General features: G+C 44.0%; 20 protein-coding genes. 13 read left to right on the plus strand and 7 right to left on the minus strand.

All coding sequences use genetic code 11. The annotated features are described in order from the left end of the window. The first annotated feature begins 144 nt into the window (after positions 1-144). On the plus strand, positions 145-651 hold the full coding sequence (locus tag IQO02_RS10040) for a DUF4442 domain-containing protein (protein ID WP_010436742.1): 507 nt from the start codon (positions 145-147) through the stop codon (positions 649-651). Between the two features lie 92 nt (positions 652-743). Here the strand turns inward: IQO02_RS10040 and fldA are convergent, their stop codons facing one another. The 3 genes from fldA to IQO02_RS10055 all read right to left on the minus strand — a co-directional run bounded on the left by fldA (position 744) and on the right by IQO02_RS10055 (position 2,423). After that, the gene (gene fldA / locus IQO02_RS10045; protein ID WP_010436745.1) at positions 744-1,277 is read right to left on the minus strand and encodes a flavodoxin FldA; all 534 of its coding nucleotides are present in this window, start codon (positions 1,275-1,277) and stop codon (positions 744-746) included. A gap of 57 nt (positions 1,278-1,334) precedes the next feature. Further along, complete coding sequence (locus tag IQO02_RS10050) at positions 1,335-1,553, minus strand: DUF2788 domain-containing protein (RefSeq protein WP_010436749.1); 219 nt, start codon at positions 1,551-1,553, stop codon at positions 1,335-1,337. 108 nt (positions 1,554-1,661) lie between these two features. After that, positions 1,662-2,423: an alpha/beta fold hydrolase gene (locus IQO02_RS10055; protein ID WP_016767482.1), complete on the minus strand. Its 762-nt coding sequence runs from the start codon at positions 2,421-2,423 to the stop codon at positions 1,662-1,664. Positions 2,424-2,516: 93 nt separating this feature from the next. Here IQO02_RS10055 and seqA point away from each other — a divergent pair, with 93 nt between their 5' ends. Together seqA and pgm are read left to right on the plus strand one after the other, a co-directional pair. Further along, positions 2,517-3,056: a replication initiation negative regulator SeqA gene (seqA, locus tag IQO02_RS10060; protein ID WP_010436756.1), complete on the plus strand. Its 540-nt coding sequence runs from the start codon at positions 2,517-2,519 to the stop codon at positions 3,054-3,056. 92 nt (positions 3,057-3,148) lie between these two features. Further along, positions 3,149-4,795, plus strand: a complete 1,647-nt coding sequence (gene pgm / locus IQO02_RS10065) for a phosphoglucomutase (alpha-D-glucose-1,6-bisphosphate-dependent) (protein WP_010436758.1) — start codon at positions 3,149-3,151, stop codon at positions 4,793-4,795. Between the two features lie 121 nt (positions 4,796-4,916). On the opposite strand, the gene IQO02_RS10070 is transcribed toward pgm, so the two are convergent. After that, a complete protein-coding gene (locus tag IQO02_RS10070) occupies positions 4,917-5,675 on the minus strand; it encodes a DUF1853 family protein (RefSeq protein ID WP_193838527.1) in 759 nt (252 codons plus the stop codon). A gap of 123 nt (positions 5,676-5,798) precedes the next feature. On the opposite strand from IQO02_RS10070, the gene IQO02_RS10075 reads away from it, so the two are divergent. Then, positions 5,799-6,557 (plus strand): Nif3-like dinuclear metal center hexameric protein, encoded by a 759-nt coding sequence (locus tag IQO02_RS10075; RefSeq protein WP_010436762.1) that lies wholly within the window; start codon positions 5,799-5,801, stop codon positions 6,555-6,557. A gap of 167 nt (positions 6,558-6,724) precedes the next feature. Here IQO02_RS10075 and IQO02_RS10080 read toward each other — a convergent pair whose 3' ends face one another. Next, a complete protein-coding gene (locus tag IQO02_RS10080) occupies positions 6,725-8,014 on the minus strand; it encodes a citrate synthase (RefSeq protein ID WP_010436764.1) in 1,290 nt (429 codons plus the stop codon). Positions 8,015-8,431: 417 nt separating this feature from the next. On the opposite strand from IQO02_RS10080, the gene sdhC reads away from it, so the two are divergent. The 8 genes from sdhC to sucD all read left to right on the plus strand — a co-directional run bounded on the left by sdhC (position 8,432) and on the right by sucD (position 18,050). Further along, on the plus strand, positions 8,432-8,824 hold the full coding sequence (gene sdhC, locus IQO02_RS10085) for a succinate dehydrogenase cytochrome b556 subunit (protein WP_010436766.1): 393 nt from the start codon (positions 8,432-8,434) through the stop codon (positions 8,822-8,824). Further along, on the plus strand, positions 8,818-9,165 hold the full coding sequence (sdhD, locus tag IQO02_RS10090; RefSeq protein WP_010436768.1) for a succinate dehydrogenase, hydrophobic membrane anchor protein: 348 nt from the start codon (positions 8,818-8,820) through the stop codon (positions 9,163-9,165). Before sdhC ends, sdhD begins: the two co-directional genes overlap by 7 nt. Then, entirely contained in the window at positions 9,166-10,932 is a 1,767-nt protein-coding gene (gene sdhA / locus IQO02_RS10095) for a succinate dehydrogenase flavoprotein subunit (protein ID WP_010436771.1), read from the plus strand. A 12-nt stretch (positions 10,933-10,944) separates the two neighbouring features. Beyond that, entirely contained in the window at positions 10,945-11,658 is a 714-nt protein-coding gene (locus IQO02_RS10100) for a succinate dehydrogenase iron-sulfur subunit (RefSeq protein WP_193838528.1), read from the plus strand. Between the two features lie 97 nt (positions 11,659-11,755). After that, entirely contained in the window at positions 11,756-14,575 is a 2,820-nt protein-coding gene (gene sucA / locus IQO02_RS10105) for a 2-oxoglutarate dehydrogenase E1 component (RefSeq protein WP_010436776.1), read from the plus strand. 21 nt (positions 14,576-14,596) lie between these two features. After that, complete coding sequence (gene odhB, locus IQO02_RS10110; protein WP_016767487.1) at positions 14,597-15,805, plus strand: 2-oxoglutarate dehydrogenase complex dihydrolipoyllysine-residue succinyltransferase; 1,209 nt, start codon at positions 14,597-14,599, stop codon at positions 15,803-15,805. Between the two features lie 206 nt (positions 15,806-16,011). Beyond that, complete coding sequence (gene sucC / locus IQO02_RS10115; protein WP_010436793.1) at positions 16,012-17,178, plus strand: ADP-forming succinate--CoA ligase subunit beta; 1,167 nt, start codon at positions 16,012-16,014, stop codon at positions 17,176-17,178. Next, a complete protein-coding gene (gene sucD, locus IQO02_RS10120) occupies positions 17,178-18,050 on the plus strand; it encodes a succinate--CoA ligase subunit alpha (protein ID WP_004734209.1) in 873 nt (290 codons plus the stop codon). The genes sucC and sucD overlap by 1 nt, the downstream gene beginning before the upstream one ends. Before the next feature lie 138 nt (positions 18,051-18,188). Here the strand turns inward: sucD and znuB are convergent, their stop codons facing one another. Together znuB and znuC are read right to left on the minus strand one after the other, a co-directional pair. Beyond that, positions 18,189-18,974 carry a zinc ABC transporter permease subunit ZnuB gene (gene znuB, locus IQO02_RS10125; RefSeq protein WP_016787726.1) on the minus strand — a complete coding sequence of 262 codons (786 nt, stop codon included), beginning with the start codon at positions 18,972-18,974 and terminating at the stop codon, positions 18,189-18,191. Then, a complete protein-coding gene (znuC, locus tag IQO02_RS10130) occupies positions 18,974-19,756 on the minus strand; it encodes a zinc ABC transporter ATP-binding protein ZnuC (RefSeq protein ID WP_010436800.1) in 783 nt (260 codons plus the stop codon). Before znuC ends, znuB begins: the two co-directional genes overlap by 1 nt. Before the next feature lie 83 nt (positions 19,757-19,839). Between znuC and znuA the strand changes: the two genes are divergently transcribed. Then, positions 19,840-20,724: a zinc ABC transporter substrate-binding protein ZnuA gene (znuA, locus tag IQO02_RS10135; protein ID WP_016787725.1), complete on the plus strand. Its 885-nt coding sequence runs from the start codon at positions 19,840-19,842 to the stop codon at positions 20,722-20,724. Positions 20,725-20,897 lie beyond the last annotated feature (173 nt).

Raw genomic sequence — 20,897 nt, forward strand, 5'->3', positions numbered from 1 at the left:
GTCAGGCATAACAATAAACCACGAACTTCAAAGGGTTACTCATTGACATCACAATCTGTTTTGTAAAATAGAGGCATCTCACTTATAGTGGAGGTTCGACCAGTCAAGGTGACGGTGTTTCTGATATGAACATGGAATGTTGTTATGAATAAGCAACTCGCAAAAATCTACAAACCGAACATTGTAAAATTCGCACTCAATATTTGGCCACCTTTCTGGGGAGCGGGTATTCGTATTGCTCATATAAGCCCTGACTTTAGAGTCGTTAAGACGATATTAAAGCTACGCTGGTGGAACAAAAACGCCAATCGCACTCAATATGGCGGCAGCATATTTTCTTTAACTGACCCTGTTTACTCTTTGATGTTAATGGGAATTTTAGGTGAGCGGTATTATGTTTGGGATAAGGAAGCGAGCATTAACTTCATTAAGCCTGGTCAGTCTGACTTGTACGCCGATTTTGAAATCAGTCAGGGGCAGCTTGATGAAATTTATCGTCAGACACAGCTTGGAGAAAAATGTTTCCCTGAATTTGTTATCTATGTGAAGGATAAGAAGGGGAATGTGGTTTCAGAAATTCAGCGCACTCTGTATGTTAGAAAGAAACCGCAGTTTAGAGAGGATGACGACGGATTAGAAGCTGAATGCTAATCCGGCGATATAAATAGTAAAAAACCTCCTAAATGGAGGTTTTTTCATATCTGTATAATCGTGACTAATTAGTCACGATTAGTGAACGGGCACTAGTCTTCTAGCTCTGCTAAGCACATTTCTTCATGGATTTGTTTAACCCAATTAGAAACGCGTTCGTCAGTCAGTTCAGGTTGACGATCTTCATCGATACATAGACCAACGAATTGGCTATCATCGCCTTCAACTAAACCTTTCGATGCTTCGAATTCGTAGCCTTCAGTTGATGTGTGACCTAAGATAGTACCGCCTTTTGCTTCAACGATGTCACGGATAGTACCCATAGCATCACAGAAGTATTCTGCGTAATCTTCTTGGTCGCCACAACCAAAGATAGCAACAAGCTTCGTTGAGAAATCAATAGCTTCTAGCTCTGGGAAAAAGTCATCCCAATCACATTGTGCTTCGCCGTAGTACCACGTAGGGATACCAAGCAGCAGTAGATCGAAGTTATCGATATCTTCTTTGCTGCTTTTTGCAATGTCTTGAACGTGAACGAGCTGCTTGCTCAATTGCTTTTGAATCATCTTAGCAACAGCTTCAGTGTTACCTGTATCGCTACCAAAGAAGAGACCTACACTTGCCATAGAATCATTACCTTTAATTTTGTCTGTTGTCGGTGTAACAAAGTTCGGAGGAAATCGTTAGATCCCAGTTCCTTCCCAGCTTAGTTGGATTATCCCTTTAGCGATAAAACCTGCGCAGCCAAGGAAAAGTACTAACCATACAATACGACGACCAAATGCAGGAACATTTCCCTGCTTTAGAACGTCCTTAATTGCCATACCGATTAAAAAGAAAATCGCGGCAAACAGGAGATCTAAACCAATAGATTCAATGATGTTCATGTAGTCGTAAAGCATGGGAACCTTATATACCAATTTTGCTTGGGCGCACTATATCACTGTTGTGAGATAAAGTTAATCTGCAGTGATTGCACAGTTCTCATTTATCTGCATGAAAAAGAGCAGTTAAGCGATGAATTTTCTGATTACTCTGAGTACTTCAGCTGGTTTTTCTGCATGCAGCCAGTGCCCAGTATTCGCAATGACATGAGCCTTAGCGTTAGAAAATTGTTGTTGAACCGCGGCTTGATGATCGGCAGTGAGGTAATCAGAATCACCGCCTTTTATTAGCAATGTTTTGACCGAGGTTTTATCTACGGGTTCCCAACCAATAATCTGGGGGTAGTTATTCAATAGTGATGCCACGTTAAAACGCCATTCCATAATGCCTTGTTCTGTTTTGAACAAAGATTTTGTTAAGAACTGACGAACCCCGTCGATCTCGATATGTTTTGAGAGGATCTTTAGCGCATCCAATCGTGAGGTCGGCTTTTCTTCGATAACCGCTTGCAGACCGGCGAATACGTTGTCGTGGCGACTTTGGGTGTATGCGACCGGTGCCATATCTAAGACAATCAACTTATGCAGTGTAAGATGCTGTGTCAGTGCCATCGCTACTTTGCCACCCATAGAGTGACCAATTACAGTGACGTCTTTTAACTCAAGATCACGCAGCAATTGGGCAACATCTTGGGCCATTGCTTGATAATTATGGGTGTCGCTATGGAAGGATTGACCGTGATTGCGTAGATCGATGCTAAGTACCTGATGATCGGCTTTTAGATCCCTAGCGAGCAGGCCAAGGTTGTCCAGATTACCGAATAATCCATGGATCAAAACAATGGTGTGACCCTCACCTTCAATTTTATAGTTGAGCTGTACTGACATTTTTATCTTATTCATGGTGGGTTTGACGTAGAGTATCCGCGCGGATCTCGCTATAATCCCCCAGAGTTTAAACATTGAGATTGTGAAAAGCGAATGAAAACAATTGAGGTTGATGAGGACCTATACCGTTTTATTGCGGGTCAGACAGAACGTATTGGCGAAAGCGCTTCAGATATTCTGCGCCGCTTGTTACAGGTTGATAGCCAAGGCATGGTTCCGATCGATGAGATCGTTGAACCAAAAGGTATCGTTGTTAGCAAAGAGGTAGGCTTTACTCCAGAGAAGTTCGATGGCGTTAAAGAAATGCGCTCACTACTAATATCAGATGAGTTTGCATCACTAAAGAAAGCCATTGATCGTTTCATGCTTGTGTTATCAACACTGCATAAAATCGACCCTTTAAGCTTTTCAGAAGCAACTCAAGTAAAAGGCCGTAAGCGTGTTTACTTTGCAGATAACGAAGAGACGTTGTTAGCAAACGGGAATACAACCAAGCCTAAAGCGATTCCACACAGTCCTTTTTGGGTTATTACTAATAATAATACTAGCCGCAAAAGACAGATGGTTGAGCAGCTTATGAGCCGCATGAATTTCCAAGCAGAATTGATAGAAAAAGTAACAGGTTCAATTTAAAGAAATCTGATTTAAACCTCATAATATCCATGGATAAGAAGATATTATGAGGTTTTTTTGTTTTTAAATTTTATATATAAGGATGTCGAAAAATGGCTATGCACCCTCGTGCCGGGCAAAAAGCTCAGCAGGAAGATCTTCATAATATTCCGGCTTTAGTGGCTAACTATTTCTTACAGCAACCGGATGCTAGTAACCCTGAGCATAAAGTTCTATTCGGTACTTCGGGTCACCGTGGTACAGCAGACAAATCAACATTTAACGAAAACCACATTCTCGCGATCGCACAAGCGGTGGCTGAAGTTCGTGCTGAACAGGGTACAACAGGCCCACTTTTCTTAGGTAAAGATACTCACGCTCTATCTGAGCCTGCGTTTTCTACTGTTATCGAAGTGCTTGTAGCGAACGGTGTTGAAGTTATTATTCAAGAAAAAAATGGCTTTACTCCAACACCAGGCATCTCGCACGCGATCCTTACGCATAACCTAGTAAATGATAAAAAAGCCGACGGCATTGTTATCACACCTTCACATAATCCACCTCAAGACGGTGGTATTAAATACAATCCGACACACGGTGGCCCTGCTGAAGCTGAGCTAACTCAAGCGATTGAAGATCGTGCGAACGTCATCATTGCTGAGAAAATGCAAGGTGTTAAACGTACCCCTATCACGCTAGCTAAACAGTCTGATTTAGTAAAAGAAGTTGATCTCGTTGCTCCTTACGTTGCTGACTTGGTTAACGTGGTTGATATGGAAGCGATTCAGAAAGCAAACATCAAAATTGGTGTGGATCCACTAGGTGGTAGCGGCATCGATTATTGGCGTCAAATTGGTAAAGCGTACAACTTAGATCTTACTTTGGTAAGTGAAGCTGTTGATCCTTCGTTCCAGTTTATGTCTTTAGATAAAGATGGCGTGGTTCGAATGGATTGTTCTTCTCCGTACGCGATGGCAGGTTTACTGGCCCTTAAAGACGATTATCAATTAGCGTTTGGTAACGACCCTGATTACGATCGCCACGGTATTGTTACACCAAAAGGCTTAATGAATCCAAACCATTTTCTAGCAGTGTGTATCGACTACTTATACCGTAACCGTGAAGGTTGGGGTAAAGACGTTGCTGTTGGTAAGACGTTAGTATCAAGCGCTCTGATTGACCGCGTTGTTGCTGATTTAGGCCGCGAGCTTTGCGAAGTGCCAGTTGGTTTCAAATGGTTCGTTGATGGCCTTTATAACGGTCAGTTTGGTTTCGGTGGTGAAGAAAGTGCGGGTGCATCTTTCTTACGTAAAGACGGTACGCCTTGGTCTACAGACAAAGATGGCCTGATTCTTTGCTTACTTGCGGCTGAAATCACAGCCGTTACTGGTAAGAACCCACAAGAGTACTATGAAGAACTTGCCGCTAAACACGGTGAATCTAAGTACAACCGAATTCAAGCAGTCGCTAATGGCGCACAAAAAGACGTGCTTAAAAAGCTCTCTCCAGAGATGGTTTCTGCTGAGACGCTTGCTGGGGATGCAATTACTGCACGCCTAACACACGCTCCAGGTAACGGTGCTGCGATTGGTGGCCTTAAAGTGACAACTGAGAACGGTTGGTTTGCTGCTCGTCCATCAGGTACTGAAGACATCTACAAGATCTACTGTGAGAGCTTTAAAGGTGAAGAGCACCTAAAAGCAATTGAAGCAGAAGCTCAAGAGATTGTGAACCAAGTATTTGCAGCGGCTGGTCTATAATCGATTACGATTCATAGAATTATCAAGCAAATAATAGAAGGGTTGATGTGAAAGCATCAGCCCTTTTTATTTGCGCTGGTTGCGTGTAAGCGGGAAAAGCAAAATGAGTTAGCTTAGGCGGCTAACCGTGTGGCCAACTTTGTGGCATCACAAACCAGAATTGCCCAGATTGGGTTTGCCCATGTACAAAGCGCTCACCAAACTCAGTAAGAGGTTCACTGGTGAAGTCATCAGTACCCGCAGCCCATTCCTCTTTGCTGAGAGGGTAGAGCGCTTCAGTGATTAAATGGGCTTGGTTTTGATAGCACCAAAAACCGTTTACTTGACTTGAGTTAATGTCGTAGCCCAAACATTCAGTAGGTATTTTTTGATCTAAGAATGGGTTGGTATAGAGACGACCCTGCATGAGGAGATGTTTTGAGTCGACATCGATCTCTGGATATTGTTCAAGAAAGGCCGTTGAAGACGACATACCCAATTGGTGGTCCAACATTCGATCGAGCTTCTTATCTAATTGGTCGTGAGAGTTCGGACCAAACCATGTCTGTTCATGGAGTAGATAAAACTTAATCGCTACTTCCCAATGTTGCAGTTTTTGGCTGTTCTCTTCTTCGAGAATAAAGTCGATAGCACCTAGTGTTCTACCTTCGACATTGATCTGAATCTCATCGTGCTTGATTGAATAATTATCCGAAGAAATGATGACTTGTTCACATAGGTGTTGGTAGAGAAAGCCTAATCTAGGATTACCATTATAAGTATGTGATTCGTCGATTTCTAGGTGGCTTGAGAATGCACCGAGATCAGATATGGGCGGCTTGATTTCCAATAATGGCGGTGAGTCGATAACCCATTGGTAAAAACGTTGCAGTGCTGTCATCTCTTCCTCATAAACATAGCTCTTTATAAACGTAGATCTTTATAAACATGGCCCTGGGGCTTTCGACATTCTACCCGTAAATTGATATAACGGCGTTATTATAAAGGTAAGCTGGAAATAAAAATGAATAACATACAATTAGAAAAGCTACTGAACGAAAAACTGCAGCCACAGCAGATTAAAGATTACTGCCCGAATGGTCTTCAAGTCGAGGGGGCTTCTGAAGTGAAGCGCATCGTTACTGGTGTAACGGCCTCTCAAGCTCTGATTGATAAAGCGGTAGAATTGAATGCCGATGCTTTGTTGGTTCATCACGGTTTCTTTTGGAAAGGTGAGTCAGAAGCGATTCGAGGCATGAAGGGCAAGCGCATTCGTACTCTGATTAAGAATGACATTAATCTTCTAGGTTATCACTTACCTCTCGATATCCACCCTGAACTTGGTAACAATGCTAAGCTCGCTGAACTGCTTGATATTGAAGTTGAAGGTGGCTTGGAAGGACATCCACAATCGGTTGCAATGTTTGGTAAATTAAAAACACCAATGACAGGTGAAGAGCTTGCTGCAAAGATTGGTCAAGTTTTGAATCGTATACCGTTACATATTGCTCCTGAAAACACCGATAAAATGATTGAAAAGGTAGGTTGGTGTACTGGCGGTGGCCAAGACTACATTGAACTAGCGGCTTCTCAGGGTATTGATGCATTTATCTCTGGTGAAATTTCAGAGCGCACGACTTACTCAGCACGTGAGCAAGACATCCATTATTTTGCTGCGGGTCACCATGCAACAGAGCGATATGGCGTGAAGGCATTAGGTGAGTGGCTAACGAAAGAGCACGGTTTAGATGTCGAGTTTATTGATATTGATAATCCTGTGTAAAACAGGTAAGTGATTGGGAATATCTAGTCGATTGTAGCTTTTGCAAAGAAAGAATTTCTATAAGAGTACAGTTGGTAAGGTTAGGTAAAGATTCAAAGTATCCCGTATAAAAGAAAAGGGGTTGATGTTCTCACATCAACCCCTTTTAACATTATGCTTTATAGCAACTACTCACGTTCGTGAAGTGCTTTAAAGTCACGTTGTTCTTCACCAGTATACAGCTGACGAGGACGACCGATACGGTTCGTCGGATCGCTGTGCATTTCATTCCAGTGAGCAATCCAACCGATAGTACGAGACATCGCGAAAATTACTGTGAACATTGATACTGGAATTCCGATTGCTTTCAGAATGATACCTGAGTAGAAATCTACGTTCGGGTATAGCTTCTTAGAAACAAAATACTCATCGGAAAGGGCAATACGCTCAAGTTCCATTGCTACATCGAGTAGCGGATCTTGTATGTTTAACTCTTTAAGTACTTCGTGACATGCTTCGCGCATTACTGTTGCACGTGGGTCATAGTTTTTGTAAACACGGTGACCGAAGCCCATCAAACGGAATGGGTCATCTTTGTCTTTTGCTTTCGCAACATATTCTTCAATGTTATCTACACTACCAATCTCTTCGAGCATACGTAGGCAAGCTTCGTTTGCACCGCCGTGAGCAGGCCCCCAAAGTGATGCGATACCTGCCGCAATACACGCAAACGGGTTAGCACCAGATGAACCGGCTAGACGTACTGTGGACGTTGAAGCGTTCTGTTCGTGGTCTGCGTGTAGTGTAAAGATTTTATCCATTGCACGTGCAACGATAGGGTTCACTTCATATTCTTCACATGGGTTTGCAAACATCATATGTAAGAAGTTTTCTGCGTAGCCTAGGTCGTTACGTGGGTAGATAAACGGTTGACCTATTGAATATTTGTAACACATTGCTGCCAGCGTTGGCATTTTTGAAATTAGGCGATAAGCCGCAATTTCACGGTGTGTATCGTTGTTGATATCAAGTGAGTCGTGGTAGAACGCCGCTAGAGCGCCTACAACACCACACATTACAGCCATAGGGTGAGCGTCACGACGGAAGCCGTGGAAGAAACTAGCAATTTGCTCATGCACCATAGTGTGACGTGTCACGGTAGTCTTGAACTTTTCGTATTCAGTTCGAGAAGGGGCTTCACCGTATAGAAGTATGTAACATACTTCTAAGTAATCAGCGTTATTGGCAAGTTGGTCAATTGGATAACCACGATGTAAAAGGATACCTTTTCCACCGTCAATAAAAGTGATTTGAGACTCACAAGATGCAGTGGCAAGAAAACCAGGATCAAAAGTAAAAAAACCATTAGAACCTAGTGTACGAACATCGATCACTGGTGTACCAAGTACACCCTCTGTAATCGGCAGTTCGATCGGCGCATGACCTTCAATGTGAAGGGTAGCTTTCTTATCCGCCATAACAATCTCCTTTGTTTATTATTTTATCCGTCCAGGATGTTTATGTGCCATTTTTTTACTGGTCTTACGTCCGAAAGTCAATTTTTCTGCAGCTTTGTGTGCACTTGTTAGTGTTTTTTACATTAAATTCGTTAAAAATCTGGTCTGTGTAGCATTATTTGTTACATCAATTGTATTAGAATGTTGCCAGCCGTATAGTGGCGCTGAAAAGTTTGGTTAAAACCTTATAAATGCAAGGCTAAGAAGAAATGTGAGGTGTCTTTCTTAATCGAGCAATTAACAATTATTTTACAATTATCTAAGGCTCAACTTCAGTTATTTGTTAAGTTAATGTTAAATTTTGAAGGTTAGCAATCAAATTTTGTCCATAACAATATCATAAGGTTATTTAATGACCATAATGCTCAATGGAGCTGAGTGAGCAAGCCCGTGAAAGAAAGAAAGACAAGACCTGTTAATTTAGATTTACAGACCATCCACTTTCCGATCACAGCAATAGCTTCCATCCTACACCGTGTGTCTGGGGTGATAACTTTTGTCGCGATTGGAATTCTGCTTTGGTTACTATCCACTTCCCTCTCATCCCCAGTAGGCTTTATGGAAGCTAGCGACATTGTCGACGGTTTCTTCGTGAAGTTTATTCTGTGGGGCATTTTAACCGCTTTGGCTTACCACATTGCTGGTGGTATTCGTCACCTTCTTATGGACCTCGGTCACTTCGAAGAGCTGGAATCTGGCGCTAAGAGCGCTAAGGTTGCATTCGCAGCAACAGCGGTATTGTCTCTACTAGCGGGGATCTTAGTATGGTAAACAACGTTTCTACTTTTGGTCGTAATGGTGTTCACGATTATTTATTGATCCGTGCAACTGCCATCATTATGACTCTCTACACTATCTACCTAGTGAGCTTCTGTGCTTTCTCTGGTGATATTTCTTACGCATCTTGGACGCAATTCTTTGGTGGAACCTTCACTAAAGTCTTCACTATGTTAGCGCTTACTTCTGTTTTGGTTCACGCGTGGATCGGTCTATGGCAAGTACTAACTGACTACATCAAATGCGCAAAACTGCGTGTTGGTCTTCAAGTCGGTGTTGTTGCAGTTCTTCTTGGATATTTCTTCTCTGGTCTGTTTATTTTGTGGGGTGCGTAAGTGACTATTCCTGTTCGTGAGTTTGATGCCGTAGTTATCGGCGCTGGTGGTGCAGGTATGCGTGCCGCACTGCAAATTTCTGAGCAAGGCCTATCTTGTGCATTGCTTTCTAAAGTTTTCCCTACTCGTTCTCATACGGTTTCAGCGCAAGGTGGCATTACTGTTGCTCTTGGCAATGCGCATGAAGACCATTGGGAACAACATATGTACGATACTGTAAAAGGTTCCGATTACATCGGTGACCAAGACGCTATCGAATATATGTGTAAAAACGGTCCTGAGTCGGTAATCGAACTTGAAAAAATGGGCCTACCATTCTCTCGTTTTGAGAACGGTACTATTTACCAACGCCCTTTTGGTGGTCAATCGAAAAACTTTGGTGGTGAGCAAGCGGCTCGTACAGCAGCGGCAGCCGACCGTACTGGTCACGCACTGCTTCATACGCTTTACCAACAAAACATTAAGCATAAAACGACGGTTTTCTCTGAGTGGTATGCACTGGATCTTGTTAAGAACGAAGATGGTGCAATTTTAGGCACAACCGCGCTTTGTATGGAAACGGGTGAGGTTTGTTACTTCAAAGCGAAGGCAACAATTCTTGCGACTGGTGGTGCGGGTCGTATCTACGCATCAACAACTAATGCACATATTAATACTGGTGACGGTGTTGGTATGGCTATCCGTGCTGGCGTTCCTATGCAAGACATCGAAATGTGGCAGTTCCACCCAACGGGTATCGCTGGTGCAGGTGTATTGGTAACGGAAGGTTGTCGTGGTGAAGGTGGTTACCTTCTCAATAAAGACGGCGAACGCTTCATGGAACGTTATGCACCAAACGCTAAAGACTTAGCGGGTCGTGATGTTGTTGCTCGTTCAATGATGGTTGAAATTCGTGAAGGTCGCGGTTGCGATGGTCCATGGGGTCCACACATCAAGCTGAAACTTGATCACCTAGGTAAAGAGACGCTTGAATCTCGCCTACCTGGTGTATGTGAACTGTCTCGTACCTTTGCTCACGTTGATCCAGTAAAAGAGCCAATCCCAGTAATCCCGACATGTCACTACATGATGGGTGGTGTCCCAACACAAGTTTCTGGTCAAGCTATTAAGCAAACCGAAGACGGCAGCGATGTTGAAATCCAAGGTCTATTTGCTTGTGGCGAAATTGCATCAGTATCCGTTCACGGTGCTAACCGTCTAGGTGGTAACTCACTACTTGATTTGGTGGTATTTGGTCGTGCGACAGGTTTACACTTAGGTGAGACTCTGAAGAAGCAAGAAGAAGCTAAGCCAGCAACTGAAGCTGACATTGAGCGTTCTCTAGAGCGTTACAACCGTTGGGAAAACAGTACAGACGGCGAAGACCCTGCGCAAATTCGTAAAGATCTTCAGCAATGTATGCAGAACAACTTCTCAGTATTCCGCGAAGGCAAAGCAATGGCTGAAGGCTTAGAAGAGCTTAAAGTAATTCGTGAACGTCTGAAAAATGCACACCTATCTGACAAATCTACGGAGTTCAACACTCAGCGTATTGAGTGTCTAGAGCTTGAAAACCTGATGGAAACAGCGTTTGCAACAGCTGTTGCTGCTAACTTCCGTACAGAGAGCCGTGGTGCTCATGCTCGTTTTGACTTCCCAGACCGTGACGATGAGCAATGGTTATGTCACTCACTGTACAACCCTGAATCTGAAAGTATGACTAAGCGTGGCGTAAACATGGAACCAATCCATCGTGAAGCGTTCCCGCCTAAAGCACGTACGTACTAAGGAGATATGACCATGAAACTGAATTTCTCTTTATATCGTTACAATCCAGATGTCGACCAAAAGCCTTACATGAAGGAATACACCCTAGAGGTGGATAAAGGTTCAGACATGATGCTTTTGGACGCGCTTATTCTGTTGAAAGAACAAGATCCAACAATCTCATTCCGTCGCTCGTGCCGTGAAGGTGTGTGTGGTTCAGATGGTCTGAACATGAACGGTAAGAATGGACTGGCTTGTATTACTCCGTTGTCTGCGCTTTCTGGCCAAGACAAAATTGTAATCCGCCCATTACCTGGTTTGCCAGTTGTTCGTGACTTGATTGTCGATATGACGCAGTTCTACGACAACTACGAGAAGGTTAAGCCATTCCTCGTGTCAGACGGCAATGTACCGCCGGCACGTGAAAACTTACAAAGCCCTGATGAGCGCGCGCATTTAGATGGACTGTACGAATGTATCATGTGTGCATGTTGTACAACTTCATGCCCGTCGTTCTGGTGGAACCCTGATAAATTCATCGGTCCTGCTGGCTTGCTTGCAGCGTACCGTTGGCTAATTGATAGCCGAGATACGGCGACAGACGAACGTTTGTCCGATCTTGATGATGCATTTAGCGTTTTTCGTTGCCATGGCATCATGAATTGTGTAAGTGTTTGTCCTAAGGGATTAAATCCGACGAAAGCGATTGGTCATATTAAGACCATGCTGGTAAATCGTTCGGTTTAAGTTATAAAAAAATTGCCGCCCTAGAAGTTTTGGGGCGGCCTTTTAATAGCTCGGCTCAGACCGCAGCAAACGTGAAAACTACTGGTTAAGGGAAAATATGCACAACGGCGTGATGAAGGCATGGCTCGAGTCTTCACACTTGGCTGGCGCCAATGCAACGTACGTAGAAGAACTCTATGAACTGTATCTAAGTGATCCCGATTCGGTAAGTGACGAATGGAGAAGCGTTTTCGAAGAATTGCCTGTGCAAGCTTCAGAAACGGTGGAACAACCACACTCTCGTGTTCGTGAATACTTCCGTCGACTCGCTCAAGAAACAAAGCATTACAGTGTCCAAGTTAGTGATCCAGATGTCGATGCGAAACAAGTAAAAGTTCTGCAACTTATTAATGCCTATCGATTCCGAGGGCATCAAGCAGCAAATCTAGACCCCCTCGGTTTATGGAAAAGAGATACAGTTGCAGAGCTGGATCCTTCTTTCCACACTCTTACCGAAGATGACCTCAATGAGACGTTTAACGTCGGTTCTTTTGCCATTGGCCAAGAGACGATGGTGCTTAAAGATCTCTATAAATCTCTTAAGCAAACTTATTGTGGATCTATCGGTGCTGAATACATGCACATGACGAATACAGAGCAAAAACGTTGGATTCAACAACGTTTAGAATCTGTATCTGGTCAACCATCTTTCAATAAAGAAGAAAAGCAAGCTTTCCTAGAAGAGCTAACAGCTGCTGAAGGTCTTGAGCGCTATCTTGGTGCTAAGTTCCCAGGCGCTAAACGTTTCTCATTAGAAGGTGGTGATGCTCTTATTCCAATGACGAAAGAAATTATTCGTCATGCTGGTGGACAAGGCATGCGTGAAGTTGTTGTTGGTATGGCTCACCGTGGTCGTCTAAACATGCTGGTCAATGTGCTTGGTAAAAAGCCACAAGATCTGTTTGACGAATTTGCGGGCAAGCACAATGACGACACGTGGGGCACTGGTGATGTGAAATACCACCAAGGTTTCTCTGCAGACTTCGCAACACCAGGCGGCAATGTTCACCTAGCACTCGCATTTAACCCATCACACTTAGAAATCGTAAACCCGGTAGTTATCGGCTCAGTGCGTGCTCGTCAAGATCGTCTAGGCGATAAAGATGGCAGCAGCGTACTTCCAATTACTATTCACGGTGACTCAGCAATTGCTGGCCAAGGTGTAGTACAAGAGACGTTTAACATGTCTCAAGCGCGTGGTTTCTGTGTCGGTGGTACGGTTCGTATCGTTGTAAATAACCAAGTTGGTTTTACAACATCTAACCCTCGCGATACACGCTCTACGATGTACTGTACTGATATTGCGAAGATGGTTCAGGCTCCGATTTTCCATGTCAACTCTGATGATCCAGAAGCGGTCGCTTTCGTTGCTCGCCTGGCACTAGATTATCGTAATACGTTTAAGCGTGATGTTGTTATTGATTTGGTTTGTTACCGTCGCCATGGTCACAATGAAGCCGATGAGCCAAACGCAACACAGCCTTTGATGTACCAAAAAATCAAGAAGCACCCAACACCACGTAAGCTGTATGCTGACGTACTGATGGAGCGCGGTGAGTTTGGTATTGATACGGCAACCCAACTCGTTAACGAATATCGTGATGCACTTGATCATGGTGAAGTTGTGGTTAAAGAGTGGCGCCCAATGGCACTTCATTCTGTTGACTGGTCTCCATACCTTGGTCACGACTGGAACATTGAATGGGACAACAAAATTGATATCGAGCGCCTGAAAGAGCTTGGTAGCAAACTTTGCCAATACCCAGACAGCCATAAGCTGCAAAGCCGAGTCAATAAACTGTACAACGATCGTACTGCCATGGTGAATGGTGAAAAACAAGTCGATTGGGGTATGGCTGAAACTCTGGCTTACGCAACACTGGTTGATGATGGAAAACGCATTCGTATCTCTGGCCAAGATTCTGGTCGTGGTACCTTCTTCCACCGTCACTCAGTTTTGCACAATCAATCAGATGCGAGCACTTACGTTCCTCTTGCGAACATCCATGATAAACAAGGGCCATTCCAAGTGTTTGACTCTGTGTTATCTGAAGAAGCAGTACTAGCGTTTGAGTATGGTTATGCAACAGCAGAGCCAAGCGGTCTAACCCTTTGGGAAGCACAATTTGGTGATTTCGCAAACGGTGCACAGGTTGTGATCGACCAATTTATCTCATCAGGTGAGCAAAAGTGGGCACGTCTATGCGGCCTAACAATGTTACTTCCTCACGGTTATGAAGGCCAAGGCCCAGAGCACTCTTCTGCACGTCTTGAGCGTTACCTTCAGTTATGTGCTGAACAAAACATGCAGGTTGTTGTTCCTTCAACGCCGGCGCAGGTTTATCACATGATTCGACGTCAGGTTGTTCGACCAATGCGTCGTCCTCTGATCGTAATGTCGCCTAAATCATTGCTTCGTCACCCTTTGTGTACGTCTTCTATGGAAGATTTAGCCGAAGGTACGTTCCAACCAGCAATAGCAGAAATTGATGATCTGGCTCCTGAGAACGTAAAGCGCGTCGTGTTCTGTTCAGGTAAGGTTTACTTTGACCTGCTTGATCAAAGACGTAAGAACGAGCAAGACGATGTCGCTATTGTACGCATTGAGCAACTTTACCCGTTCCCTTATGAGGACGTAAGAGCTGCAATCGCACAGTACACAAATGTAGTCGATTACGTTTGGTGTCAAGAAGAGCCACAAAACCAAGGTGCTTGGTACAGTAGCCAACATAATTTCCGAGCTGCTATCCCAGTAGGTGCTGATATTCAATACGCAGGTCGTCCTGCGTCAGCATCACCAGCTGTTGGCTATATGTCGGTACACTTGAAACAACAAAAAGCGTTAGTTGACGACGCTTTGACCCTACTTAAGAACTAGAAGTAAAAGGAAAATACGCACATGACAATTGAAATTCTGGTTCCAGATTTACCTGAATCTGTGGCTGATGCAACAGTTGCTACTTGGCACAAAAAACCGGGCGAAGCGGTTGCACGTGATGAAGTCATTGTAGATATCGAAACAGATAAAGTAGTTCTAGAAGTACCGGCTCCTGAAGCGGGTGTTCTGGAAGCTATCATCGAAGAAGAGGGTGCTACGGTACTTTCTAAGCAACTTCTGGCTAAAATCAAGCCGGGTGCTGTCGCTGGTGAACCAACGAAAGACACCACTGAAGATACAGAAGCATCTCCTGATAAGCGCCATAAGGCTGCGCTAACAGAAGAGAACAACGATGCACTAAGCCCAGCTGTTCGTCGCCTGCTTGCTGAACACAACCTACAACCGGTTGACGTTAAAGGCACTGGTGTTGGTGGTCGTATAACTCGTGAAGACATCGACGCACATCTAGCAGCAGCGAAAGCGGCGCCGGCAGCAGCATCTGCACCAGCAGTTGAAGCGCCAGCAGCGGCTCGTAGCCAAAAACGTGTGCCTATGACTCGCCTACGTAAGACAGTTGCAAACCGTCTTCTAGAAGCGAAAAACAGCACAGCAATGCTGACTACTTTCAACGAAGTGAATATGAAGCCAATCATGGACCTTCGTAAGCAGTACAAAGACCAATTTGAGAAGCGTCACGATACGCGTCTTGGTTTCATGTCTTTCTACGTGAAAGCAGTAACAGAAGCACTGAAACGTTTCCCAGAAGTGAACGCTTCTATTGATGGTACAGATATCGTTTATCACAACTACTTCGACATCAGCATGGCAGTATCAACGCCACGTGGTCTGGTGACTCCAGTACTGAAAGACTGTGACACACTAGGTTTCGCTGACATCGAAAAAGGCATCAAAGAGCTAGCAATCAAAGGCCGTGACGGCAAGCTAACTGTTGACGAGCTGATGGGCGGTAACTTTACTATCACAAACGGTGGTGTATTTGGTTCTCTAATGTCTACGCCAATCATTAACCCGCCTCAAGCGGCAATTTTGGGTATGCACAAAATCCAAGACCGTCCAATGGCTGTTGATGGCAAGGTAGAGATTCTACCAATGATGTACCTAGCGCTTTCTTACGATCACCGTCTAATCGATGGCCGTGAATCAGTTGGCTTCCTAGTGACCATCAAAGAGCTTCTAGAAGATCCTGCACGTCTGCTATTAGACGTTTAGTATCGCTAAAACGTCTAGTTAACCCTGTTAGCTAGACGTAAAAAGTTTCAAAGGCTAGGCTGCTCAACGTCTGGCCTTCAATTGAACTGTAAAGCCATTAGAAAATGGACAGCAGTTGATTTGAGAAGACCCTACAGACGTAACACAGGAAACTGTGTCGTTATGGAAATAATAATCCCTTAAGGGAAAATAAACGGAATATCAAAATGAATTTGCATGAATACCAAGCCAAACAGCTGTTTGCAGAATTCGGTTTGCCTGTACCTGAAGGTTTCGCGTGTGACACAGCACAAGAAGCTTTCGAAGCTGCAGGCCGTATTAGTACAGCCAAGAAAGTTGTTAAGTGTCAAGTACACGCTGGTGGTCGCGGTAAAGCGGGCGGCGTAGAGCTACATGACACTAAAGAAGGCGTTAAAGAGTTTGCACAAAAGTGGCTAGGTAAAAACCTAGTGACTTACCAAACAGACGCTAATGGTCAGCCTGTAACAAAAATCCTAGTTGAAGAAGCATCGAACATTGCTAACGAGCTTTATCTAGGTGCTGTTGTTGACCGTGCAACGCGCAAAATTGTATTCATGGCGTCAACTGAAGGCGGTGTGGACATTGAGAAGATCGCTGAAGAAACTCCAGAGTTGATTCACCAATCTGCGATCGACCCTCTTGTTGGCCCTCAAGCTTACCAAGGTCGTGAACTTGCGTTCAAACTTGGTCTAGTTGGCGATCAAATTAAACAGTTCGTTAAGATCTTCATGGGTCTTGGCCAAATGTTCTCTCAGTACGACCTAGCTCTACTAGAAATCAACCCGCTTGTAATCACTGGCGAAGGCAACCTGCTTTGTCTAGACGGCAAGATCAACATCGACTCAAACGCGATGTACCGTCAGCCTAAACTACGTGAAATGCACGATCCATCTCAAGAAGACGAACGCGAAGCACACGCAGCACAGTGGGAACTGAACTACGTAGCACTTGATGGCAACGTTGGCTGTATGGTTAACGGTGCAGGCCTTGCGATGGGTACGATGGATATCGTAAACCTACACGGCGGCAAGCCAGCAAACTTCCTTGATGTAGGTGGCGGCGCGACAAAAGAACGTGTAGCTGAAGCATTCAAGATCATCCTTTCTGATGACAATGTTAAAGCAGTACTAGTAAACATCTTCGGTGGCATCGTTCGTTGTGACATGATCGCTGAAGGTATTATTGGTGCGGTTAAAGAAGTTGGCGTAACAGTTCCTGTAGTTGTTCGTCTAGAAGGTACTAACGCAGACCTAGGTCGCGAAGTACTTGCTAATTCTGACGTTGATATCATTGCAGCTGAATCTCTAACAGATGCTGCTCAGAAAGTTGTTGCTGCTGCGGAGGCTAAATAATGTCTGTATTAATTAACAAAGACACTAAAGTAATCTGTCAGGGTTTCACTGGCGGTCAAGGTACATTCCACTCAGACCAAGCTATCGCATACGGTACGCAAATGGTTGGTGGTGTTTCACCTGGTAAGGGTGGTCAAACTCACCTAGGCCTTCCAGTATTCAACACAGTACGTGAAGCAGTAGAAGTAACAGGCGCAACAGCAACCGTTATCTATGTACCAGCTCCTTTCTGTAAAGATGCAATCCTAGAAGCAATTGATGCAGGTATCGAACTGATCGTAACGATCACTGAAGGTATCCCTACAACAGATATGATCGACGTTAAAGTGAAGCTAGAAGAAACTGGCGTTCGCATGATCGGTCCTAACTGTCCAGGTCTTATTACTCCAGATGAGTGTAAGATTGGTATTATGCCTGGTCATATCCATAAGAAGGGTAAAGTAGGTATTGTATCGCGCAGCGGTACTCTGACGTACGAAGCAGTTAAGCAAACAACAGATGAAGGCTTTGGTCAGTCAACATGTGTTGGTATCGGTGGTGACCCAATCCCAGGTTCAAACTTCATTGATATCCTAAAACTTTTCCAAGAAGACCCAGAGACTGAAGCAATCGTAATGATTGGTGAAATCGGTGGTACTGCGGAAGAAGAAGCGGCTGAGTTCATCAAAGCGAACGTAACTAAGCCAGTTGTTTCTTACATCGCTGGTGTTACAGCTCCTCCGGGTAAACGTATGGGCCACGCAGGCGCAATCATTTCTGGCGGTAAAGGTACTGCTGAAGATAAATTCGCAGCACTAGAAGCAGCAGGCGTTAAGACAGTTAAGTCTCTTGCTGACATCGGTAAAGGCCTACGTGAAATCACAGGTTGGTAATCAGCTAACTTTTATCGAATGAGATAGAAGTTAACTGAACGATATAAAAAAGGCTTGGTCACTGACCAAGCTTTTTTATGTTCCCGAGATACGAGATAAGAGATACGAGATACGAGATACGAGATACGAATCGTATGATTACGCTCGGGTCTTAACCATCTGAGATAGCATAAACATCGCAGCCGCACTGATAACCACAGACGGGCCAGCAGGCGTGTCATAGAACCAAGACAAGCTTAATCCACCGAATACAGAGATAGAGCCAATAATGGAAGCAAGGAACGCCATCTGTTCCGGTGTATTAGAAAACTTCCTTGCAGTTGCTGCTGGAATGATTAGCAGTGATGTCATGATCAACGCACCCACAAATTTCATACCGACAGCAATCACGATACCAACAAGCAACATCAAAATCAGACGCATTAAATCAATGTTTATACCGTCAACAGCCGCGAGATCTTCGTTAACTGTCGTTGATAATAGTGGTCGCCAAAAGATAGCCAGTACCAGTCCAATTACAGCGGCACCCGCATAGATGAACACTAAATCAATCGGAGATACCGCCAGCAAGTCACCAAATAGGTAGCTCATCAGATCAATACGAACATTGTCTAAGAAGCTGACAGCAACCAAGCCAAGTGATAGCGCACTGTGCGCCAAAATACCGAGTAGGGTATCCGTCGCGACCAGCTTTTGTTTTTGCAATGTTACGAGCAACACAGCCAGCATCAAACAACAGATCAGCAGCGCGAAGTACAAGTTAATGTTGAACAGGAAGCCAAGCGCTAAGCCCATCAGAGAGGCGTGTGCAAGGGTGTCACCAAAATAAGCCATCTTGCGCCACACTACAAACGAACCCAGTGGTCCAGCAATAAGAGCAATGCCTAAGCCTGCAAGAATAGAAGGTAGAAGAAACTCAAGCATTAGTGGTGATGTCCGTGTTTATGGTTGGAGCAGTCGTGCACATCTCCAGAAACTGGCTGGCCGGCCAAGTCATGGTGATGGTGGTCATGTTGGTGGTGGTAGAAAGCCAAACTCTCTTGAACCGCGGTACCGAATAGCGCTATATAAGAAGGGTGGTGCTTGATATCAGCTGGTGCACCAGAGCAACAGATGTGGTGATGCAGACAGATCACATCGTCTGTTTTTGCCATCACTAAATGCAAGTCATGTGAAACCATAAACACAGCACAACCAAAGCGGTGACGGATGGAATCTATCAGATCGTAAAGATCGATTTGGCCTTGTACATCAACACCTTGTGCGGGTTCATCAAGAACGAGCAGATCGGGTCTTTTCAAAAGAGAGCGAGCGATCAGCACACGTTGGTTTTCGCCACCAGACAGTTGATGCATGTTACTTTTCATCAGGTGTTCAGCGCCCACTAGCATCAAAGACTCTAGGATCTCTTGTTTACTGAATTTTCCGGTGAGCTTAAGAAAACGCTCTACATTGAGAGGCAGAGAGTCGTTCAGCTTTAGCTTTTGAGGAACGTAACCAATTTTTAGTTTTTTTGATTTGGTGATCTTTCCGGAATATTTGTTCTGGAGCCCAAGTAGTACCTTAACTAAGGTTGATTTCCCCGCGCCATTTGGCCCAATTAGGGTAGTGATTCTGCCACGCTCTAAATTTAGAGATATGTTGTCTAAAACTTTTCGACCGTCAAATTCGACGCTCACAGAATCTAGTTGGATTAAGTTATCCATGAATAGAACTCATTTGCAATTCGCTAATGTTATAATGTAACATTTACCTCAAGCCTAAGCTACTTTTCTATTATCGAGGGATTATGTCACGTTCATCTTTTATACTTGCTACTTTGCTTTTAGCGCCAAGTGTTGCAAGTGCTAATACTATTTTAACAAGTTTTAAACCAATTCAAATGATTGTCACGGAATTAACGCAAGGCGTTAGTGAACCGGATGTGCTAATGAACAGTAATGCTTCGCCGCATGATTATGCGCTTAAGCCATCTGATGTCAAAAAAGTTCATAGTGCTGACATGGTGATTTGGTTCGGTCCTGACCTTGAAGCCTTTTTGACTAAGGTGATTGGTTCGAAAGAAAACGTTATAAAGATCAGTTCAATTCCTGGAATTGAACTGAGAGAATTTGGGCATGAAGACCACGACGCGCATGAAGGACATAACCATGGTAGCCATGACCCACATTTTTGGCTAGGTATCGATCAAGTTGAAGTCGCCGCTAAATATATCTCAGCTAAGTTGATTGAAACTGATCCTGATAACGCGATGGCGTATCAAGAGAACCTAGATTCATTCCTCATTGCTTTGAAAGATAAAGAACAATCGATTCGTGACCAAATTGCACCAGTGAAAAATAAAGGTTATTACGTGTTCCACGATGCGTATGGTTACTTTGAACAAGAATTTGAATTGAATAACTTAGGTCACTTTACGGTTAGTCCTGAACGTAAACCCGGAGCTAAAAGTCTGATTGCAATCAAGAAAACTTTGGTACGTGACAATGTCCAATGTGTATTCTCTGAGCCTCAATTTACACCTGCTGTGATTGAGTCGGTAACTCGTGGAAGTAATGCGAAGCAAGGGCAACTTGACCCGGTAGGTTCAAGTGTTGAAGTGAAGAGTGGAAGTTATTTCGATTTTCTTCAGCAACTTACAGATAGTTACACAAGCTGCTTAAGTGCTGAGTAATTAATATAAAGTAGTCATTACCTTACTTTGTTCCCGATAATTCATGAATCATGCCGCTTTTTTGCGGCATTTTCGTGACCGCTAAGATAAAACCTTTCAACAAATCGTAAACCTCCTTTCTCCTTCGTTAAATTCCGCTAAAATAGAAAGATAATTATAATCACAAAAAAACT

Source organism: Vibrio sp. OPT24 (assembly GCF_015163545.1).
GTDB classification, from domain to species: domain Bacteria; phylum Pseudomonadota; class Gammaproteobacteria; order Enterobacterales; family Vibrionaceae; genus Vibrio; species Vibrio cyclitrophicus.

What these genes read in the sequence shown, in the direction of transcription:
- IQO02_RS10075 (WP_010436762.1), top strand. Translation starts at nt 5,799, where the DNA reads ATGAATAACATACAATTAGAAAAGCTACTGAACGAAAAACTGCAGCCA.
- pgm (WP_010436758.1), top strand. Translation starts at nt 3,149, where the DNA reads ATGGCTATGCACCCTCGTGCCGGGCAAAAAGCTCAGCAGGAAGATCTT.
- IQO02_RS10100 (WP_193838528.1), top strand. Translation starts at nt 10,945, where the DNA reads ATGAAACTGAATTTCTCTTTATATCGTTACAATCCAGATGTCGACCAA.
- sucC (WP_010436793.1), top strand. Translation starts at nt 16,012, where the DNA reads ATGAATTTGCATGAATACCAAGCCAAACAGCTGTTTGCAGAATTCGGT.
- sucA (WP_010436776.1), top strand. Translation starts at nt 11,756, where the DNA reads ATGCACAACGGCGTGATGAAGGCATGGCTCGAGTCTTCACACTTGGCT.
- IQO02_RS10055 (WP_016767482.1), bottom strand. Translation starts at nt 2,423, where the DNA reads ATGTCAGTACAGCTCAACTATAAAATTGAAGGTGAGGGTCACACCATT.
- znuA (WP_016787725.1), top strand. Translation starts at nt 19,840, where the DNA reads ATGTCACGTTCATCTTTTATACTTGCTACTTTGCTTTTAGCGCCAAGT.
- fldA (WP_010436745.1), bottom strand. Translation starts at nt 1,277, where the DNA reads ATGGCAAGTGTAGGTCTCTTCTTTGGTAGCGATACAGGTAACACTGAA.
- sdhD (WP_010436768.1), top strand. Translation starts at nt 8,818, where the DNA reads ATGGTAAACAACGTTTCTACTTTTGGTCGTAATGGTGTTCACGATTAT.
- odhB (WP_016767487.1), top strand. Translation starts at nt 14,597, where the DNA reads ATGACAATTGAAATTCTGGTTCCAGATTTACCTGAATCTGTGGCTGAT.
- IQO02_RS10040 (WP_010436742.1), top strand. Translation starts at nt 145, where the DNA reads ATGAATAAGCAACTCGCAAAAATCTACAAACCGAACATTGTAAAATTC.
- znuC (WP_010436800.1), bottom strand. Translation starts at nt 19,756, where the DNA reads ATGGATAACTTAATCCAACTAGATTCTGTGAGCGTCGAATTTGACGGT.
- IQO02_RS10080 (WP_010436764.1), bottom strand. Translation starts at nt 8,014, where the DNA reads ATGGCGGATAAGAAAGCTACCCTTCACATTGAAGGTCATGCGCCGATC.
- sucD (WP_004734209.1), top strand. Translation starts at nt 17,178, where the DNA reads ATGTCTGTATTAATTAACAAAGACACTAAAGTAATCTGTCAGGGTTTC.
- znuB (WP_016787726.1), bottom strand. Translation starts at nt 18,974, where the DNA reads ATGCTTGAGTTTCTTCTACCTTCTATTCTTGCAGGCTTAGGCATTGCT.
- IQO02_RS10050 (WP_010436749.1), bottom strand. Translation starts at nt 1,553, where the DNA reads ATGCTTTACGACTACATGAACATCATTGAATCTATTGGTTTAGATCTC.
- IQO02_RS10070 (WP_193838527.1), bottom strand. Translation starts at nt 5,675, where the DNA reads ATGACAGCACTGCAACGTTTTTACCAATGGGTTATCGACTCACCGCCA.
- seqA (WP_010436756.1), top strand. Translation starts at nt 2,517, where the DNA reads ATGAAAACAATTGAGGTTGATGAGGACCTATACCGTTTTATTGCGGGT.